13 protein-coding genes are annotated in these 17,971 nt (G+C 74.3%); 7 read left to right on the top strand and 6 right to left on the bottom strand.

Translation table 11 applies throughout. The features are described 5' to 3' along the window. Positions 1-19: 19 nt before the first annotated feature. Positions 20-682, bottom strand: a complete 663-nt coding sequence (locus O7546_RS15345; protein ID WP_194799365.1) for a hypothetical protein — start codon at positions 680-682, stop codon at positions 20-22. Positions 683-812: 130 nt separating this feature from the next. Further along, the gene (locus O7546_RS15340) at positions 813-1,901 is read right to left on the bottom strand and encodes a hypothetical protein (protein ID WP_228531461.1); all 1,089 of its coding nucleotides are present in this window, start codon (positions 1,899-1,901) and stop codon (positions 813-815) included. Between the two features lie 149 nt (positions 1,902-2,050). Between O7546_RS15340 and O7546_RS15335 the strand changes: the two genes are divergently transcribed. The 4 genes from O7546_RS15335 (at position 2,051) to O7546_RS15320 (ending at position 8,160) form a co-directional block, all read left to right on the top strand. Continuing rightward, positions 2,051-2,992 (top strand): diacylglycerol kinase family protein, encoded by a 942-nt coding sequence (locus O7546_RS15335; RefSeq protein WP_194799366.1) that lies wholly within the window; start codon positions 2,051-2,053, stop codon positions 2,990-2,992. A 29-nt stretch (positions 2,993-3,021) separates the two neighbouring features. Then, on the top strand, positions 3,022-3,792 hold the full coding sequence (locus O7546_RS15330; protein WP_194799367.1) for a nucleotidyltransferase domain-containing protein: 771 nt from the start codon (positions 3,022-3,024) through the stop codon (positions 3,790-3,792). 46 nt (positions 3,793-3,838) lie between these two features. Further along, positions 3,839-6,634 (top strand): FAD-binding and (Fe-S)-binding domain-containing protein, encoded by a 2,796-nt coding sequence (locus O7546_RS15325; protein ID WP_281601128.1) that lies wholly within the window; start codon positions 3,839-3,841, stop codon positions 6,632-6,634. Positions 6,635-7,305: 671 nt separating this feature from the next. Beyond that, positions 7,306-8,160, top strand: a complete 855-nt coding sequence (locus O7546_RS15320) for an SDR family NAD(P)-dependent oxidoreductase (RefSeq protein WP_281601127.1) — start codon at positions 7,306-7,308, stop codon at positions 8,158-8,160. Positions 8,161-8,221: 61 nt separating this feature from the next. Here the strand turns inward: O7546_RS15320 and O7546_RS15315 are convergent, their stop codons facing one another. After that, a complete protein-coding gene (locus tag O7546_RS15315; protein ID WP_281601126.1) occupies positions 8,222-11,212 on the bottom strand; it encodes a glycosyl hydrolase in 2,991 nt (996 codons plus the stop codon). 260 nt (positions 11,213-11,472) lie between these two features. Continuing rightward, complete coding sequence (locus tag O7546_RS15310) at positions 11,473-11,817, bottom strand: hypothetical protein (protein ID WP_194799370.1); 345 nt, start codon at positions 11,815-11,817, stop codon at positions 11,473-11,475. 96 nt (positions 11,818-11,913) lie between these two features. Here O7546_RS15310 and O7546_RS15305 point away from each other — a divergent pair, with 96 nt between their 5' ends. Both O7546_RS15305 and O7546_RS15300 read left to right on the top strand, forming a co-directional pair. After that, complete coding sequence (locus tag O7546_RS15305) at positions 11,914-12,534, top strand: L-threonylcarbamoyladenylate synthase (RefSeq protein WP_194799371.1); 621 nt, start codon at positions 11,914-11,916, stop codon at positions 12,532-12,534. A 76-nt stretch (positions 12,535-12,610) separates the two neighbouring features. Next, positions 12,611-14,185 carry a Na+/H+ antiporter gene (locus O7546_RS15300; protein WP_269697067.1) on the top strand — a complete coding sequence of 525 codons (1,575 nt, stop codon included), beginning with the start codon at positions 12,611-12,613 and terminating at the stop codon, positions 14,183-14,185. 42 nt (positions 14,186-14,227) lie between these two features. On the opposite strand, the gene O7546_RS15295 is transcribed toward O7546_RS15300, so the two are convergent. Then, positions 14,228-15,163 carry a superoxide dismutase gene (locus tag O7546_RS15295; protein ID WP_269697066.1) on the bottom strand — a complete coding sequence of 312 codons (936 nt, stop codon included), beginning with the start codon at positions 15,161-15,163 and terminating at the stop codon, positions 14,228-14,230. Positions 15,164-15,279: 116 nt separating this feature from the next. Further along, positions 15,280-16,725: an endo-1,4-beta-xylanase gene (locus tag O7546_RS15290; RefSeq protein WP_194799374.1), complete on the bottom strand. Its 1,446-nt coding sequence runs from the start codon at positions 16,723-16,725 to the stop codon at positions 15,280-15,282. 382 nt (positions 16,726-17,107) lie between these two features. On the opposite strand from O7546_RS15290, the gene O7546_RS15285 reads away from it, so the two are divergent. Next, the gene (locus O7546_RS15285; protein ID WP_194799375.1) at positions 17,108-17,953 is read left to right on the top strand and encodes a S1 family peptidase; all 846 of its coding nucleotides are present in this window, start codon (positions 17,108-17,110) and stop codon (positions 17,951-17,953) included. Positions 17,954-17,971: the final 18 nt, after the last annotated feature.

The raw sequence follows: 17,971 nt of genomic DNA, 5'->3' as shown, positions 1-17,971 counted from the left end.
GCCCGGAGGGCTCACCCGGTCAGCGCGCCGCCCGTCCGGCGGCGCGGCCGTCGCGTTCCCGGCGGGCGGCCCGGCGGGTCCGCCACCTGTCGTTGCCGCCGGCGTGGAACGGCGCCGACCGCCACAAGGACCGCACCGGCGTGCCGTCGGGGGCGGCGAACGTCTCCCGCTCGGCGTAGCCGTGCCGCCGCAGCAGCTCCTCCGTCTGCTCACCGGCGCACGGATGCGCGTACGTGGGCAGGCTCAACGTGTCCATCCGGCGCTGCGCCGAGGACAGCGCCTGCGTCGCGCCGCCCCGGGGCGCGGCCAGCAGCGCCAGATGGTTGTGCGGCTCGGCCGGACGGCGTGCCGCCAGCTCCGCGCCGAGGCGGCGGAACCGGTCCTCGTCCGGCCCGGCGGCGCCGGCGAGCCGGTCGGCGTACCGGTGGGGGGCGGGGATCGGGCGGTAGCGGTGGAACCACACGGTGGCGGCGCTGCCGTCGGGCAGCAGGAACGCGTCGCCGAACAGCAACGCGTGTTCGGTCCAGATCCGCGCCACGGCGGCGAGGACCGGCAGGCGGCGGGAGGTGTCGGGGACGAGCCAGGCGGCCAGCGCGGTGGGCGCGAGGGCCTCGGCGACGAGATCGGCGATGCGGCCGATGTCGCACCACCGGGCGCGGACGACGGGCAGGGCTGTGCTCATGAACGAACTCCTGTTGTCCAGGCGTGATCGGGTCGGTTGCGGGCGCCGGACGACGGCGCCGCCGCGGCATGCGGCAGACGGGCGGGACACGCCCGTGCTCCGGATCGGAGGTGGTGCCTGTGGGGTCCGCTCAGGCGGGTCTGGTGCCGGGGCGCGACGTACGCGACGGCGGCAGCGGATCGGCCGTCGGCCGCGCGTAACGGTGGGCCAGGGTCGGCAGCCGCCAGCGGTTCGTGTCCGCGTCGGCCGCCTCGCTGTGCACCGCGCCGCCGCCGTGGCTCAGGCCGTGCGGTGGCAGCGGTACGGCGGGCGTGGTCGTGACGTGCACCGCCGGGCCGACAGCCGCCGGTGCCCGGCTCTGTGCCGGGTCGGCCCACCGGGTGCCGACGACGGTCAGGGTGCGCGCCGCCGGGGCGGCGAGGACCGGACCGCCGAGGCGGGACGGTCTGTCGTGCGCACGCTCGGCGGCGGGCGCGGGCGTCGCGGCCGGGTCGGCCGGATGAACGGGCTCGGCCGGTGGGCCCGGCTCGACCGGCCCGGGCTCGCCGGGTGCCGGAGGCGATCCGGGGTCCGGCGCGGACGGCGGGTCGAGCAGATCGGTCACCGGGCTGAGCGGGTCGAGCACCGGTGCCAGCGGGTCGAGTACCGGTTCCAGGCCCCGCCAGACCGGGCCGAGGATCGGGCGCAGCGGCTCCACGACCGGCGACAGCAGGTCCGCCACCGGGTCGAGCACGCCTGCCTGCACCGGATCGGTGACCGGGCTCAGGCCCTCGGCGACCGGCGCGAGCACGCGGTCGCGTACCGGCGTCACCACCGCCTCGACCACCCGGCCGGTGACCGGGGTCGCGGGGGCCGGCGGCGCCTTCGGCCGACCGGTGCCGGACGCGGGCGTGCCGGACGCGGGTGTGTCCGGCTTCGGCGTGGTCGCGTCGGGTGCGGGCGCAGGTGCGGACGCGGCTGGCGTCGCCGGTTCCGCCGTGGCGCCGCCGGAACCGGCGGTGGGCGCCTCGCCGGGTTCGGACGTGGGCAGGCCGAGCACCGTCCCGAGCGTGTGGGTGAGCACCCCGACGGTGGCGGTGAGCGGGCCGGACGGACGTTCGGCGGCGTGGGCGGCCGAGCCGAAGGCGGCCTCGTGGGCGCCCCAGACCACTGCCACGCCGCCGAGCAGCAGACCGAGGCGCAGCGTGCAGCGCGCCACCCGCCCGGCCTGTCCCGACATTCCACACCTTTCGCGCCCGCACCCGGCGGCACGGATCGACGTCCCGCACTGTACCGAACGTGGCGGCCCGGGCACAGTACGCCGCCGACGGGTGTCGGGCGCGTCGCGCGCAGGCGTGGGATCCGCGGCGTCCGGGTACCAGCCGGGTCATGGACACGCGCACGGCCGAACGCCCGGACACCACCCCCGCACCCGCCGCGCCCCCGGCCGGTGTGGTCGCTGTCGTCGCCCACCGGAAGAAGACGTTCGGGGGAGGGCTCGACGAGCTGCGCTCCCGGCTCGTCGCCGCCGGGGTCGGGCGGCTGCTCTGGTACGAGGTGCCGAAGAGCCGGAAGGCACCCAGGCGGGTCCGCGCGGCATTGGACGAGGGCGCCGAGCTGGTGCTGGTATGGGGCGGCGACGGCATGGTGCAGCGGTGCGCCGACGCGCTCGCCGGCAGCGGCGTGCCGATGGGCATCCTGCCGGCCGGCACGGCCAACCTGTTCGCGGTGAACCTGGGCATCCCGGTCGACCTGCCGGAGGCGGTACGCATCGCGCTGCACGGCCGCCGGCGCGAGCTGGACCTGGGCCGGATCAACGGCGAGCACTTCGCGGTGATGGCCGGCGCCGGGTTCGACGGCGACCTGATCCGGGACGCCGACCGGCAGCTCAAGGGCCGGTTCGGCCGGATCGCGTACGTCTGGACCGGGCTGCGGCACGTGCGCGGCGAGTGCGTACGGACCCGGATCCGGGTCGACGGCGCCGACTGGTTCGACGACGAGGCGAGCTGCGTGCTGTTCGGCAACGTCGGCACCATCACCGGCGGCATCCCGGCCTTCGACGACGCCCGCCCGGACGACGGGGCGCTGGAGATCGGCGTGTCCACCGCCAGCGGCGCGGTGGACTGGGCGCGCACGCTGGGCCGGATGGCCGCCGGGCGCTCCGAGGAGTCGCCGTTCGTGCGGATCACCCGGGGTCGCAAGATCAGGGTGCGGTTCGACGCGCCGAAGACGTACGAGCTGGACGGCGGCGCCCGGGGCAAGGCGAAACGCCTCAAGGTGAAGGTGGTGCCGGGCGCGCTGACCGTGTGCTGTCCCGACCCGGCGGACTGACCGCGCCCGGGCCGGGGCAGGATGCCGGAATGCGCGACGACATCCGCGACTACCTGGCCGAAGTGGTCCGCCGCTCCCGGGACGTGCTCGGTGACGACCTGGTCGGCGCGTACGCCGCCGGGTCGGTCGGGCTGGGCGCGTACCAGCCGGGCCGCAGCGACGTGGACGTGGCGCTGGTGGCCGCCGGGCCGATGCCGGAGCCGGACAAGCGCCTGCTCGTGGACCGGCTGCGGCACGGGTCGCTGCCCTGCCCGGCACGCGGCCTGGAACTGGTCGTCTACCGCCGCGACGTGGCCGCCTCCGGCACCGCGGAGCCGGGCTTCGAGGTCGAGCTGAACACCGGCGCCACCATGCCGTTCCGCGCCACCTACGACCCGGCCGACCGGCCGGCCGCCGACGGGCGGTTCTGGTACGCGCTGGACCGCAGCATCCTGCGCCAGTCCGGCCTGACGCTGCTCGGCCCGCCCGCCGCCGACGTGTTCGCCGACCCGTCCCCGCAGGCGCTGCGGGCACTGCTTGCCGACGCGCTGCGCTGGTGGCTGGCGCTGCCCACGCCATCCGGCGACGAACCCGCCCCCGGCGCGGAGGACGCGGTGCTCGGCGCCTGCCGGGCGCTGGTGCGCATCCGCGACGGCGTCTGGCTGGGCAAGGTCGACGCCGGGCTCCGGGTCGCCGCCGACGACCCGGACGCCGCGCTGATCCGCGCCTCGATCGAGGCACGCGGCGGCGGCACGCCGCCGTCCGGCCCGGGCGCCCGCGCGTTCCAGCGGCGGGTGCTGGACCGGATCACCGCGCGGTGAGCCCCGCCGCGCGTGACTACTGTGAGCCGGGGGAGGTGCGGTGATCATGACGGAGCTGAGCGCGTCCACGCGGGCCGGACTGGAGTCGGTGGTGCCCGGTGGCGTGGCGACCCGGGCCGCGGACCGGCTGCGGATGGCCCACGACGCCTCGCACTACCTGCTGCACCCCGGCGCGGTGATCACGCCGGTCGACGCCGGTCAGGTGGCCGCGCTGCTGGCGTACGGCGCCCGCACCGGAACCCCGCTGACGTTCCGCTCCGGCGGTACCAGCCTCAGCGGCCAGGCCGTCACCGACCGGCTGCTCGTCGACGTGCGGCGGCACTTCCGCGACCTGACGGTCCTCGACGACGGGCGGCGGGTACGGGTGCAGCCCGGGGTGGTACTGCGGCAGGTGAACGCGCGCCTCGCGCCGTACGGCCGCAAGCTCGGCCCCGACCCGGCCAGCGAGTCCGCGTGCACGGTCGGCGGCGTGGTCGCCAACAACTCCAGCGGCATGACCTGCGGGACCGAGTTCAACACGTACCGGACGCTGGAGTCGCTGGTCCTCGCGCTGCCCAGCGGCACCGTGCTGGACACCGGCGCCCCGGACGCCGACGCCCGGCTGCGCGCCGCCGAACCGGCACTGCACGCCGGGCTGCTGCGGCTGCGCGACCGGGTACGCGGCAACCCCGACTCGGTGCGCCGCATCCGCGCCCAGTACGCCATGAAGAACACCATGGGGTACGGCGTGAACGCGTTCCTCGACCACGACGACCCGGCCGACCTGCTCACCCGGCTCGTGGTGGGCAGCGAGGGCACGCTCGCGTTCGTCGCCTCGGCGACGTTCCGGACCGTACCCGTGCACCGGCACGCCGCGACCGGCCTGCTGGTCTTCGACTCCCTGGGCGCGGCGATGGCCGCCATGCCGGCGCTGGTGGCCGCCGGCCCGGCGGCGATCGAACTGCTCGACGCCGCCGCCCTGCGGGTGGCCCAGCGCGACCCGAAGGCGGACGCCACGCTGCGCGGCCTGGCCGTGCGCGGGCACGCCGCGCTGCTCGCCGAGTGGCAGGAGTCCGACCCGGCGGCGCTCGCCGACCGGGTCGCCGGCGCCGAACCGGTGCTCGCCGGCCTGCCGCTGAGCGCACCGGCCCGGCTCAGCGGCGAGCCCGCTGCCCGCGCCGCGCTGTGGCACATCCGCAAGGGCCTGTACGCGGCCGTGGCCGGCGCCCGCCCGTCCGGCACCACGGCGCTGCTGGAGGACATCGCCGTCCCGGTCGAGGCGCTCGCCGGCACGTGCGCGTCGCTGGCCGAGCTGTTCGACCGGCACCTGTACGCCGACAGCGTCATCTTCGGCCACGCCAAGGACGGCAACCTGCACTTCATGCTCAACGAGCGGTTCGACGGCGGTGAGGCCCCGGCGCGCTACGCCGACTTCACCGAGGAGATGGTCGACCTGGTGCTCGGCCACGGCGGGACGCTCAAGGCCGAGCACGGCACCGGCCGGGTGATGGCCCCGTACGTGCGCCGCCAGTTCGGTGACGAGCTGTACGAGGTGATGCGGGAGCTGAAGGCGCTCTGCGACCCGGAGGGCGTCCTCAACCCGGGCGTGCTGCTCAGCGACGGCCCGGAGATCCACATGCGGCACCTCAAGACCGTGCCGACGGTGGAGGAAGAGGTGGACCGCTGCGTCGAGTGCGGCTACTGCGAGCCGGTCTGCCCCAGCCGCGACCTCACCACCACGCCCCGGCAGCGCATCGTGCTGCGCCGGGAGATCGCCGCCGCGCGGGCCGCCGGCGACACCGCGCTGGCCCGGGAACTGACCGACGCCTACGACTACGACGCGGTGCAGACCTGCGCCGTCGACGGCATGTGCGCCACCGCCTGCCCGGTGCTGATCAACACCGGTGACCTGGTGAAGCGGCTGCGCGCGCAGGAGCACGGCCGGGCGGCGGGGACCGCCTGGCGCGGCGCCGCCCGCCGCTGGGGCGCCACCACCCGGGGCATGGCCCGGGGACTCGACCTGGCCGGGGCGCTGCCACCCGCGCTGCCCGAGACCGCCACCCGGGCCGCCCGCGCGGTGCTCGGCGCCGACCGGGTACCGCGGTGGCAACGGGACCTGCCGCGCGGCGGCACCCCGCGCCGCCCGCACCGGGCCGACGACCCGGACGCGGTGTTCGTCCCGTCCTGCCTGGGCACCCTGTTCGCCCCGGAGCGGGGCGGCACCGGCGTGGCAGCCGCGCTGCTCACGCTCGCCGAGCGGGCCGGCGTACGGCTGCTCGTGCCCGACGGCATCGGTGACCTGTGCTGCGGCACCCCCTGGTCGTCGAAGGGACTCACCGAGGGCTACCGGGCGGTGCGCGACCGCGTACCGCCGGTGCTGCGCGCGGCCAGCCGGGACGGTGCGCTGCCGGTGGTCAGCGACGCCGCGTCCTGCACCGAGGGCTTCGAACGGCTGCTCGACGGCGCCGGGGACGTGCGGGTCGTGGACGCGGTCGCGTACACCGCCGGCACGCTGCTGCCCCGGCTGACGGTGCGCCGCCGGATCGGCTCGCTCGCGCTGCACCCGACCTGCTCGTCGGTCCGGCTCGGCCTGGACGACGCGCTGCTCACAGTGGCCCGCGCGGTCGCCGACGAGGTGGTGGTCCCGGAGGGCTGGCAGTGCTGCGGCTTCGCCGGGGACCGGGGGCTGCTGCATCCGGAGCTGACCGCGTCGGCCACCCGGGCCGAGGCCGCCGCCGTCACGGCACGCCCCTTCGACGGGTACGCCTCGGTGAACCGGACCTGCGAGATCGGGCTGGCGCGGGCCACCGGGCAGCCGTACCGGCACCTGCTGGAGTTGCTGGCCGAGGCCACCTCGCCGTAGCGACGTCCGCGGAGTGCCGGCTTTTCGCGTGATCAACACCAGTTCGGGCTGGTGGCGGGGTCCGGGTGGGTTGGATGGCACCACTTCCCCGTACTGGTGTTGACCTTGGCCTCGACCGGGTGCCGTTTGCTCGCGTGATCGACACCAGTCCGGGAGGTGGTCTGGTTCGCGCGGGGCCAACACCGCCACTTCCCCGTGGTGGCCTTGACCTTGGCCGTGGTCGAGTGGGTGCCGACTGCTCGCGTGATCGACGCCAGATCGGGGGAGTGGTGGGGTCCGGGCGGGGTGGACGCGGTCACCTCCCCGCAATGGTGTTGATCTTCGCGTGGCCGGGTGCGCCCTGGGGTTCATGATCGACACCAGTTCGGGGTGGTGGCGGGGTCCAGGTGGGTTGGATGGCACCACATCCCCGTAATGGTGTTGACCTTGGCCGGGCCGGGCGCGCGTGGTTGCGTGATCGACACCAGGTCGGGCGGGGCGGCTGGCTTCGTCCAAGGGATGCCGCCGCCGGTGGGGCGGTGTGCCGGTTGAGGGAGGCGTCGGTGATGAGGGGAGCGGGCGCCGTGAGCTGGGCGGGCGTACCGGGGTCTCGATTGCGGGCGGGGCGGGGGCGGCAGGGCTTACGGTGCGAGAGGGGAGTCCACGGGAGGGGTGACGCGGTGGCGGCCGGGATGTTGTCGGGACGGGTCGCTGTGGTCACCGGCGCGGCGCGGGGGATCGGCCGGGCCGCGGCGGTCGCGCTGGCCGAGGCGGGCGCGGACGTGGCCGGGATGGACATCGCGGGGCCGGTCAGCCCGATCCTGGACCTGCCGCCCGCCGGCCCGGAGGACCTGACCGAGACCGGCCGGCGGGTGACGGCGGCCGGTGCCCGCTGGTCCGCGCACGTGGCCGACCAGCGCGACATCGGCGCGGTACGCGCTGTGGCCGAGGCGGTGGAACGCGAACACGGCGGCGTGGACGTGTTGTTCGCCAACGCCGGTATCCAGGCGTTCGCGCCGCTGCTGGAGATGACCGACCGGCATTGGCACGACCAGATCGACGTCAACCTCACGGGCGCGGCGAACGTGCTGCGGGTCTTCGCGCCGCTGCTGGTACGCCGCGGCGGCGGCCGGATCGTGGTCACGTCGTCCACCCAGGGGCAGCACGGCACCACGAACGGGTCCGCGTACTCGGCGTCGAAGTGGGGGCTGATCGGGCTGGTCAAGTCCGCCGCGCTGGAACTCGGGCCGCACGGCGTGACGGTGAACGCGGTCATCCCGGGGCTGGTCGACACCGCGCTGACCCGGCATCGGGACCGGTACGTGCAGGCGCTGGTCGAGGCGGGGAAGCCGGCCCCCGGTGACCTCGCCGAGGTGGAACACGCCGCGATTCAGGCGCTGCGGTCGAAGACGCCGCTGGGCGTGCCGTGGGTGGAACCGGAGGACGTCGCGCCACTCGTCGTGTTCCTCGCCTCCGACGCCGCGCGGATGGTCAGCGGCACGTCGTTCGCCGCGACGGCGGGCGACAGCGCCCACGTGACCGCCTGACCTCGCCGGGCTGCCGCCGCCGGCGCCCCGGCCGCGAGGGCCGGGGCGCCGGAACCGTGGGTCAGGAGCCGTACGGCAGCGTGACCGTCGAGGCGTTGCCGACGCCGACGATCGTGGGTGCGCCACCGATGGCGTTCCACACCTCGACGCGTACCGTGCCGCCGGCCAGGTTGCCCAGCGTGCCGGTGGACGAGAGCAGGCCCTGGGTCTGCCGGTACCGCTCCGCACCCGGGATCGGGTCGGTGGCGAAGTACCTGTAGGTCTCCACCCGCTCGACGCTGCCGTTGCCGGTCAGGTCGTAGGACACCCGGATCTGGACGCCGTTGCCGACCGCGGTGCCCGCGTCGACGGCCAGGTCGAAGGCGGTCGCCCCGCCGGTGTACGTGCCGGTCAGCCCGGTGGCGGTGAACACCTGCGGGTTGGTCGGCGTGCCGTCGGAGTTGCCGGTCGCCGCCGCCACGTTCACCGTGCCGGCGGTGCCTGCGGTGCCGTCCAGCCCGCCGCCGGACCGCAGGTACCGGACCGGCTTCAGCGGGCTGCCCGTACCCGTCGGGCTGGGACTCGCGGTGGTCGGCGTGGGACTCGCGGTGGTCGCCGTCGGGGTCGGGGTGGGCGTCGTGGTCGGCGGGGGACCGGTCGGCACGGTGCCGCCGCCGGTGGCGTTGCCACCGCTCCACGTGTACGCCCCGGACGTCGCGGTCTTCCCGGCCGGCACCGCGAGCGTCGTGCCGTTGGAGAACGTGACGGTCAGCGGCCGGGCGGTGATGTTCGAGGCGACGTAGGTGCGGACGCCGTTCTTGACGAACACCTTCGCCAGCGGGTGGTTCGCCGTGACTGTGGTGTCCACGGTGCCGAGCGCGGCCAGGTTGCGGATCCAGTGGAACGTGTGTGCCTTGCTCTCGCCCTCCTCGCTGGTGAACCCGCTGTTGGCGCGGAAGTTGCGCAGCGCCTGCTCGCCGTCGCCGAGGGCCAGGAACTCCCAGACGATGTCCTGCCACACGGTCGGCGGGCCGCCCTTGTTGGTGACCAGCTCGGCGTAGTTGGCCTTGACGTACTCCGGGAAGTCACCCAGGTAGAGGTGACCGCCGGTGATCGGCAGCATGTTGATGCCCTGGATCATCTCCGGCGCGGCGGAGAACCAGGTCGAGTAGGCCCCGCCGTCGCCCCAGACCATGCCGACCGTCTTGTGCCCGAACGCGGCCGGGAAGTTCTGGTCGTACACGTCGAACCAGTATTCGGAGATCGCTGCGGACTGGGTGGTCCACAGGTAGACACCGGCGTCGCGGACGGCGGTGTCGCCGGTGGCCTGGCCCCACTGGATCAGCGCGTTGGCGAAGTTCATCCCCTCCGACGAGGACTCCTGGTTGTTGCCGGCGAAGAACGGCGCCAGCCCGGAGGCCCAGTCGTGCCCGGCGTAGATGTCGAAGTCCCGCAGGTAGGGGAAGCGGCTGTCGGCGCGGTCGTAGTTGTTGGCGTCGCGGATCAGCAGGTCGACCATGCCGCCGTAGCGGCTGTCGTCGGCCCAGCCCGGGTCGAACTTCGCGAGCGTGGCGGCGGCCGCGATGAAGTAGCCGTAGTGGAAGTGATGGTCGTTGAGGTCCTCGTCGGAGCCGTACGAGGCCGGGTAGCCGATCAGCGTGCCCCAGTTGCGGTCGTAGTAGAAAAGCTGCCCGGTCTCGCCGGAGCCGGCGGTGAGCCAGTTGGTCAGCCGGTTCCGCATCGCGGTCAGCGCCGCGTCGCGGACCGAGGTCTGCCCGAGCTGGTCGGCGATCTCGGCGATCCGGGCGGCCCGGCCGAGTCCCTTGCCGGCCCAGTAGGTGTCGGTGCCGCTGACGCCCTCCGGGTTGCCCTGCTCGGCGTTGAGGTAGCCGGTGACCGTGGACAGGTCCGCGCCGCTGGAGTCGCCCACGGCGGGCACCTCGGGCAGCACACCGGTGAAGCGCATGGACGTGGTGAACGACGGCACGCCGGTGAGCACCCGCATGGCGCCGCGCGCCGAGACGTAGGTCGGGCTGATCGGGGTGGCGCCGGTGAGGCTGCGCCACTGGTGCGGGTAGAGCGCCACCACTGTCTTCGTCTCGCTGCCCTCGCGGGGCGTGGTGGTGAACGCGTACGTGGTGCGCACGGTGCCGGCGGACGGGTCGTAGGCGTAGCTCATCCGGGTGCCGGTGACGTGGGCGTGGGCGTACCGGGCGTACGTGTCGGCCAGTGCCGCCCGGTCGCCACCGCCGGGCAGCACCGCGACCGAGAAGTACCCCTTGCCGGCCAGCGTCGAGCTGATGCCGGCGCCGTTGACGGTCCAGGTCGCGCCGGCCGGGGCGTACGCGACGTAGTCGTGGCCGTTGACCGTGAAGCCGATGGTGGCGCCGGAGTTGCGCCACACGGTGGGCGTCGCGGTGGCGGTGAGCTGCGCGGTGCCGCCGCTGACCGTGTAGTAGCTGAACGGCAGGCCGTGGCCGATGGTGGCGCGCATGGTGCGGCTGCCGTCGCTCCAGTCGGCGGTGACCGTCCAGTCGCTCCAGCCGGCGGCCTTCACCACGGGTGCGGACAGCCCGGGCATCCCGACGCGGACGTCCTCGCCGTACGGGTAGTGGAACTCGCCGACGCCGGTAGCGGTGCCGCTGATCGCCGGCGTGGTGGTGTACGACAGGCCGAGCCCGTTGTTCTCGGCCTTGAAGGCCAGTGGGTGCGCGTGCAGGATCTCGCTGCCGGTGCAGTTGTTGCGCTTCCAGATCAGCGACGACCACCAGTCGTTCGTGGGGATCGCGCCGGACGGCGCGTCGGCGGTGACGAACGTCCTCGGGTCGGTGCTGATCGCGCCGCAGCCCTTCGGCAGCAGGGTGCCGGGCGGCCGGGTCTCGGTGTAACTGCCCGCGCCGACGGCGCCGGCGGTGGCGGTGCCGCCACCGCCGACCACGACTCCGAGCAGGCCGGCGGCGAGCACCGACGCGGCGACGAGGGCGGTCGCCCGCAGGCCGCGCCGGCGGGCCGGGGACGGGACGGGCGGGGCCGGGGGTACGGGGTCGGGGGAGAAGTCCCGCAGGAGGGTCATGGAGGTCCCCTTCACGAGGAGAAGGCGGGGTACGGAGTGGTGGTCCGGCAGTTGTGAGAGCGCTCTCTTGAGAAGGGACAGTAAGGTTCGGGTTACGGATCCGTCAATGTCTTGTTACCAAAGAGAGCGCTCTCCCAAGCGCGAGGAACTTCCACCGGTCACCTCGCGAAGCGCGCTGACCAGCGTCGACGGCGCGCACGAGCGCCGCCTCCGGCCGAGGCGACCGGAGGCGGCGCGAGGACGTGTGCGCCTACGCTGAGTCAGGCCGCGGTGGCGGCGAGGCTCCGCGCGTCGGTGCGTACCGCGGCCGTGCCCGGCTCGCCGGCGGCACCGGCCCGGCCGGTCCCCGGCTGCCCGGCGATCGGCCGCGAGGCGGACTGCGGCGAGCCGGCGGACTGCCGGGGCGTCCGGGCGGCGCTCAGCCCCGCCTGCGCGTTGTTCCAGGCCGCGCACGGCCACGCCGCCCCGGCGCAGCTCGGGCTGGCGCAGACGCGCTCGTCGTCCGGCTGGTGCGCGTCGGCCACCGCGGCGGCCAGGTCCCACAGCAGCGGATCGGTCACCTCCGCGGGGCGGTCGGCGACGCGGTCTGTGCTGGCTTCGGACATGATTCGGTCCCCCTGTCGTGAACGGCCCCCACCTGTTTCCGGAAACCGCCCGGGCCAAACCTGCGCCCGCCCGGGCGCGGACATAGGCTGACCGGCGTGGCGAGGTACTACGACCTGCATCCGGACAACCCCCAGCCCCGCGTGATCCGGCAGGTGGTGGACCTGCTGCGCGCCGACGGAGTGATCGCCTACCCGACCGACTCCTGCTACGCGCTCGGCTGCCGGATCGGCAACCGCGACGGCGTGGAGCGGATCCGGGAGATCCGGCGGCTCGACGACCGCCATCCGTTCACGCTGATGTGCGCCGACTTCGCCCAGCTCGGCCAGTTCGTCAAGCTCAGCAACGCGGTCTTCCGGCAGGTGAAGTCCGTCATCCCGGGCAGCTACACGTTCCTGCTCCCGGCCACCGCCGAGGTGCCGCGCCGGTTGCAGGACCCGCGGCGGCGGGTGGTCGGCGCGCGCGTACCCCGGCACACGGTGACCCAGGCGCTGCTCGCCGAACTCGGCGAGCCGCTGCTGACCAGCACGCTGCTGCTGCCCGGCGAGGACGAGCCGATGACCCAGGGCTGGGAGATCAAGGAACGGCTGGACCACCTCGTCGACGCGGTGGTCGACGCCGGGGACTGCGGGCTGGAGCCGACGACCGTGGTCGACCTGTCCGGCCCGGAGCCGGAGATCCTGCGCCACGGCGCCGGAGATCCGTCCCGCTTCGAGTAGCGATCACCGATTCCGTCCCGCCCGGCCGCCGCCGTACGGCACCGTGATTCCCGGCGGACGGTGACGGGGGTACGGCGTGGAAGCACTCGTGCTGATCACGGTGCTGGGCGCCACCGTGCTCGTCGGCACCACGATCGGCGGTCGCTACAGCGTCGCGCCCCCGGTCCTGCTGATCGCCATGGGCGCGCTGATCGGCCTGCTGCCGCCGTTCGACGACCTGATCCTCGAACCCGAGGTCGTGCTGGTGCTGTTCCTCCCGGCGATCCTCTACCGGGAGAGCCTGGTCATCAGCCTCCGCGAGATCCGGGCCAACCTGGTGGTGATCATCGGCCTCGCCGTCGTGCTGGTGATCGTCACGATGGCCGCCGTCGCGTTCACCGCGCAGGCCCTCGGCGTGCAGCCGGCCGCCGCGTGGGTGCTCGGCGCGGTCCTGGCGCCGACCGACGCAGCAGCCGTGGCCGGCCTGGCCAAGCGGATGCCGCGTGGCATCCTCACCACACTGCGCGCGGAGAGCCTGGTCAACGACGGTACGGCGCTCGTGCTGTTCGCCGTGGCGGCCGGCGTTGTCGCGGGCGGGACGGTGCCCGGAGCGCTGACGCTCACCGGCGAGTTCGTCGGTAAGTCGGCCGGTGGGGTGGCCGCCGGCCTGCTCGTCGGCACGGTCGTGGTGCTGATCCGCAAACACGTCGACGATCCGATGCGCGAGGGCGGGCTGAGCATCCTCACCCCGTTCGTCGCTTTCCTGCTCGCCGACGCGGTGCACGCCAGCGGCGTGCTCGCGGTGGTGGTGTCCGGGCTGCTGCTGTCGTACGCCGCGCCCCGGGTGATCCGGGCCCGTTCCCGGGTCACCGCGTTCGCGTTCTGGGACCTCTCCACCTTCATGGTCAACGGTGGCCTGTTCGTGCTGCTCGGCACGCAGGTGCCGCGTTCGCTGCGCAGCATCACCAGCCACTCGCCGGCCGCGTCGCTCGGCATCGCGGCGCTCGTCGCCCTGGTCGTGGTGGTGATCCGGCTGGTCTGGGTGCACCTGTCGGTGTCGGCGCTGCAACGGGTGGACCGGCGGGAGTCGAGCCGCGCGCGGCACTTCGACGGCCGGATGCGTACCGCGGTGGGCTGGGCCGGGTTCCGCGGCGCCGTCTCGCTCGCCGCCGCGCTCGCCGTGCCGGTCACCATGCACGACGGCAGCGCCGTGCGCGAACGCGACCTGATCATCTTCGTGACCGTGGTGGTGATCGTGCTGATCATGCTGGTGCAGGGCACCACCCTGCCCGCTGTCGTGAGCTGGGCCGGCCTGACCGGCGATCGGGAACGCGACGACGAGGTGCGCTGGGCCCGGATCCGGGCCACCGAGGCCGCCCTGGAGGCGCTGCCCCGGGCCGCCGACGACGTGGGCGCCACGCAGGACACGGTGGACCGGCTGCGCGCCGACTACGAGGAGCACCTGGCCGACGCCCGCGACCCGGGCGGTGATGACGCGGAGGCGGAGCGGGAGATGGCCCGGCGGCTGCGGCTGCGGGTGCTCGACCACAAGCGGCAGGAGATCACCCGGCTGCGCAACACCAGGCAGATCGACGACGCGGTGCTGCGGCAGCTCCAGGCGGCCATCGACATCGAGGAGATCCGGCTGCTCGGGCCGGAGATGGAGGAGTGAACCGGGCCGGCCGCCACCCGGACGGGTGGCGGCCGGCGTGGCTCAGCGCGCGTCGACAGCGACGACCGTGTACGGGGTGGTCGGCGTCGGCGGGGTGGTGAACCGGCCGTTCGGCAGGTAGAGCCGGCCGAGCGCGGCGGCCACCGTGGTCGGCACGTCGAAGCCCGGGTCGGTGATGACGCCGCGCGCGACGCCGGCCGTGCCGGAGCGGTTCAGGTCGACCACGGCGACCTGGTTGAGGAAATTCTGCACCACGTACAGCGTGCGGCCGAGCAGCAGCAGGCCGTCACCGTTGACGAACGTGGTGCCCGGCACGTCGACGGCGGTGGTGACGCCGGTGGCCGGGTCCACCCGGAACAGCGTGCCGGTGTTCGACTGCACGACTATCAGCGCCCGCCCGTCCGGGGTGGGCACGATGCCGTTGAGGTTGACGCCGGTGCCGCTCTGCTGGAAGTCGCCGGTCAGCGGGAGCGTGGTGAAGCCGCCGGCGGGCGGCAGCGTGCCGCCGCGTCCCAGCGGCAGGCGGTAGAGCACCGGCCGGTTCGAGTCGGTGAACCAGGCGGCGTCGCGGGTGAGCGTCACGTCGTTGACGAACGTCGGCGCCTCGGCGAACCGGTAGCTCGCGAGCACGGCGCCGGTACGGGTGTCGATGACCCGGGCGTCACCGGCGGTGCCGCCGGCGACGAAGAGCCGGCCCCGTGGGTCGACCTTCAGGCCGAGCGACGGGGTGCCGGTGGCGGGGCTGACCTGCTTGCCCGCCCCGGTGATCAGGTCGGCGCGGTAGATCTCACCGGTGGCCCGCGACCCGAACCAGGCGTACCGGCCGGCGGTGGCGACGCCCTCCGGCTGGAAGCCGTCCGGCAGCGCGATGACCGTGGGACGTCGGTCGTGGGCAGCGGCGGCGGGGGCCGGCGCGGCGGTGGTGACGAGGGTGGCGGCCAGGGCGACGCCGAGGGTGGTCCTGATGCGTCGGTTCACTGTGGTCCTTCCGGGCGAAACGGTGGAACAGGACCTGCCCCACTGTACGGTCGGCGCGCGGAGCCCGCCGGGGACGCGACCCGGCACGGTGGTCCCGTGCCGGGTCGCGCCGACGGTCAGCCGGCCGCGCAGGTCGGCGTGCCGGAGGGCGCGGTACCCGTGCCCTGGAATCCGAACTCGGTGGTGCCACCGGCACCGACCTGGCGGTTGTAGTCGACGTTGCGGAAGGTCACCGCACCGCTGGTGCCGCTGGCCTGGGCGCTCCAGGTGTTCGTGACCGCCGAGCCCGACGGCACGGTGAGCGACACGGCCCACCCGTTGAGCCCGCTGGAGCCCGCGGTGATCCGCACGTTTGTCACGAAGCCGCCCGGCCACTGGTTGGTGGTGATCGTGGCGGTGCAGGCGCCGGTCGGCGGGGGAGTCGTCGGCGGCTCGCTGGTCGGCGGCGTGCTGGTCGGCGGCGTCGACGTGGGCGGGGTGCTGGTCGGCGGCGCGGTCGTGGGCGGCGGGGTGCCGCCCTCGTTGAGCGCGTTCAGCACTGCGGTGTACGCCTGCTTCTTGTTCCCGCTGCCGTCGAACAGCAGCGGGGTGCCGCTGGCCCGCCACGAGTCGGTGTCGCGGATGCCCCAGACCGTGATGCCGTTGCAGCGCGGCACGGCCAGGCAGTCTCGGGTCACGTTGCCGTACGTGGTGGCCTGGCTGCTGCCCGAGCCCTCGATGTCCAGCTCGGTGATCTGCACGTCGACGCCGAGCGCGGCGAAGTTCTGCAGCGTGGTGCGGTAGTTGCTCGGGTACGGCGAGCCGCTGTTGAAGTGCGACTGGAAACCGACGCAGTCGATCGGCACGCCCCGGGACTTGAAGTCCCGCACCATGTTGTAGACGCCCTGGGTCTTGGCCCAGTTCCAGTTGTCCGTGTTGTAGTCGTTGTAGCAGAGCTTGGCGCCGGGGTCGGCGGCGCGCGCGGCACGGAACGCGGCCTCGATCCAGTCGTTGCCGGTCTGCTGGAGGTTCGAGTTGCGGCGGGCGCCGCTGTTGCCGTCGTCGAACGCCTCGTTCACCACGTCCCAGGAGTGGATCTTGCCCCGGTAGTGGGTGGCGACCTGGGTGACGTGATTGATCATCGCGTCGCGCAGCGCGCTGCCGGACAGGCTTCCCGTCCAGCCGGGCTGCTGCTGGTGCCAGAGCAGCGCGTGGCCGCGTACCCGCATGCCGTTTGCCTGAGCGTGCGCGACGAGCCGGTCGCCGGCGCTGAAGTTGAACTGGTTCCGGGACGGCTCGGTGGCGTCCCACTTCATCTCGTTCTCGGCGGTGACCATGTTGAACTCGCGGTTCAGGATTCCGACGTACGTGCTGTCGGACAACTTGTTCACCGCCACCGCCGTGCCGAAGTACCGGCCCTGTTCCGCCGCCGACGCGCCGAGCGTCGTGCCGGCGCTGGCGCTTGTCGCCACCGCAATCGTGGCGGCGACCACCGCGGCCCCCGCCACCATCGCGACCACTGCGGTCCGCGGGCGTGACCGGGCTGCCGCGCTCCCGCTGCCGCGGGCGAGCACCTTGTCCATCTGAACGCCTCTCTAGCCTGTCAATGGGATCGGCTCGCCTCGGCCACCGCCCGCCACGATGTCGGCTCCGCGCGGCCGCCCGGTGGCCGCGCCAGGTGGGGGAGGGACTCCCCGGCACATCGTGGGTGATCGAAGCGAATCTCTGCCCGGAGCCTACCGGAAGCGTTCCGAAAACTTAATCACCTCGATATGTCGACATCGTGGCACGCGGTGCCGGGTGGGCGGGCGGGATCCGCGTGTGGGCGCGGCCTGCGGGCGCGCCCGTGCCGCCCGCCGTGGCTCCGGAAGTTTCGGGGGTCGCCAGTTCTGCCGGTTGAGTCGATCGAGCCTGCGGACCGATGCTTGGTGAATCGACCGTAGACGATGGAAGAGGTGCCGGAGCATGCGCCGACCCGCGCTCGTCGTACTCGTCCTCGCCGCCCTGCTCGCCGGCGCCCCGGCGGTCGCCCGCGCCGGCGCCGCCGCACCGCCGCCCGACCCCGCCGCGCTCGCCGGGATCCGCACGCCCGGCACCGCCTGGGAGCACGACCCGGCCACCGGCCGGCTCACGGTCACCGCCGACGACACGGTACGCGGGCGCGAGCTGGCGGCGGTACGCCGGACCGCCGACCGGGCCGGCGCGGTGCTGCGCCACGAACCCGGGCGCCTGCGCACGCTGATCGCCGGCGGTCAGGCGATCTACGGCGGCGGCGGGCGCTGCTCGCTGGGCGCGAACGTGCGCCGCGGCACCACCTGGTACTTCGTGACCGCCGGGCACTGCACCCGCCTGGCCGCCACCTGGTACGCCGACAGCGCCGGCACCACGGTGCTGGGCAGCCGGACCGGCAGCAGCTTCCCCGGCAACGACTACGGCGTGGTCCGCTACACCGGCACCGTCGCCCACCCGAGCGCGATCCACACCTACCCGGGGCAGATCACCGTCACCGCCGCCGGCAGCGCGTACGTCGGACAGGCGGTCTGCCGCAGCGGCGCCACCACCGGCGTGCGGTGCGGCACCGTCACCGGGCTGAACGCCACAGTCAACTACGCCGAGGGCAGCGTCACCGGGCTCATCCGCACGAACATCTGCGCCGAGCCGGGCGACAGCGGCGGCCCGCTCTACGTGGCGGCGACCGGCACCGTCATCGGCGTCCTGTCCGGCGGCAGCGGCAACTGCACGAGCGGCGGCACCAGCTACTACCAGCCGATCCTGGAGATCCTCGCCGCGTACGGCCTGACCATCCCCTGACCGGCGGTGCGGCCGGGG

It is taken from the genome of Micromonospora sp. WMMA1976, assembly GCF_027497335.1.
GTDB classification, from domain to species: Bacteria; Actinomycetota; Actinomycetes; order Mycobacteriales; family Micromonosporaceae; genus Micromonospora; species Micromonospora aurantiaca.
Note: the sequence above shows the minus strand (reverse complement) of the source record. Positions and strands in the feature narration are given on the sequence as shown.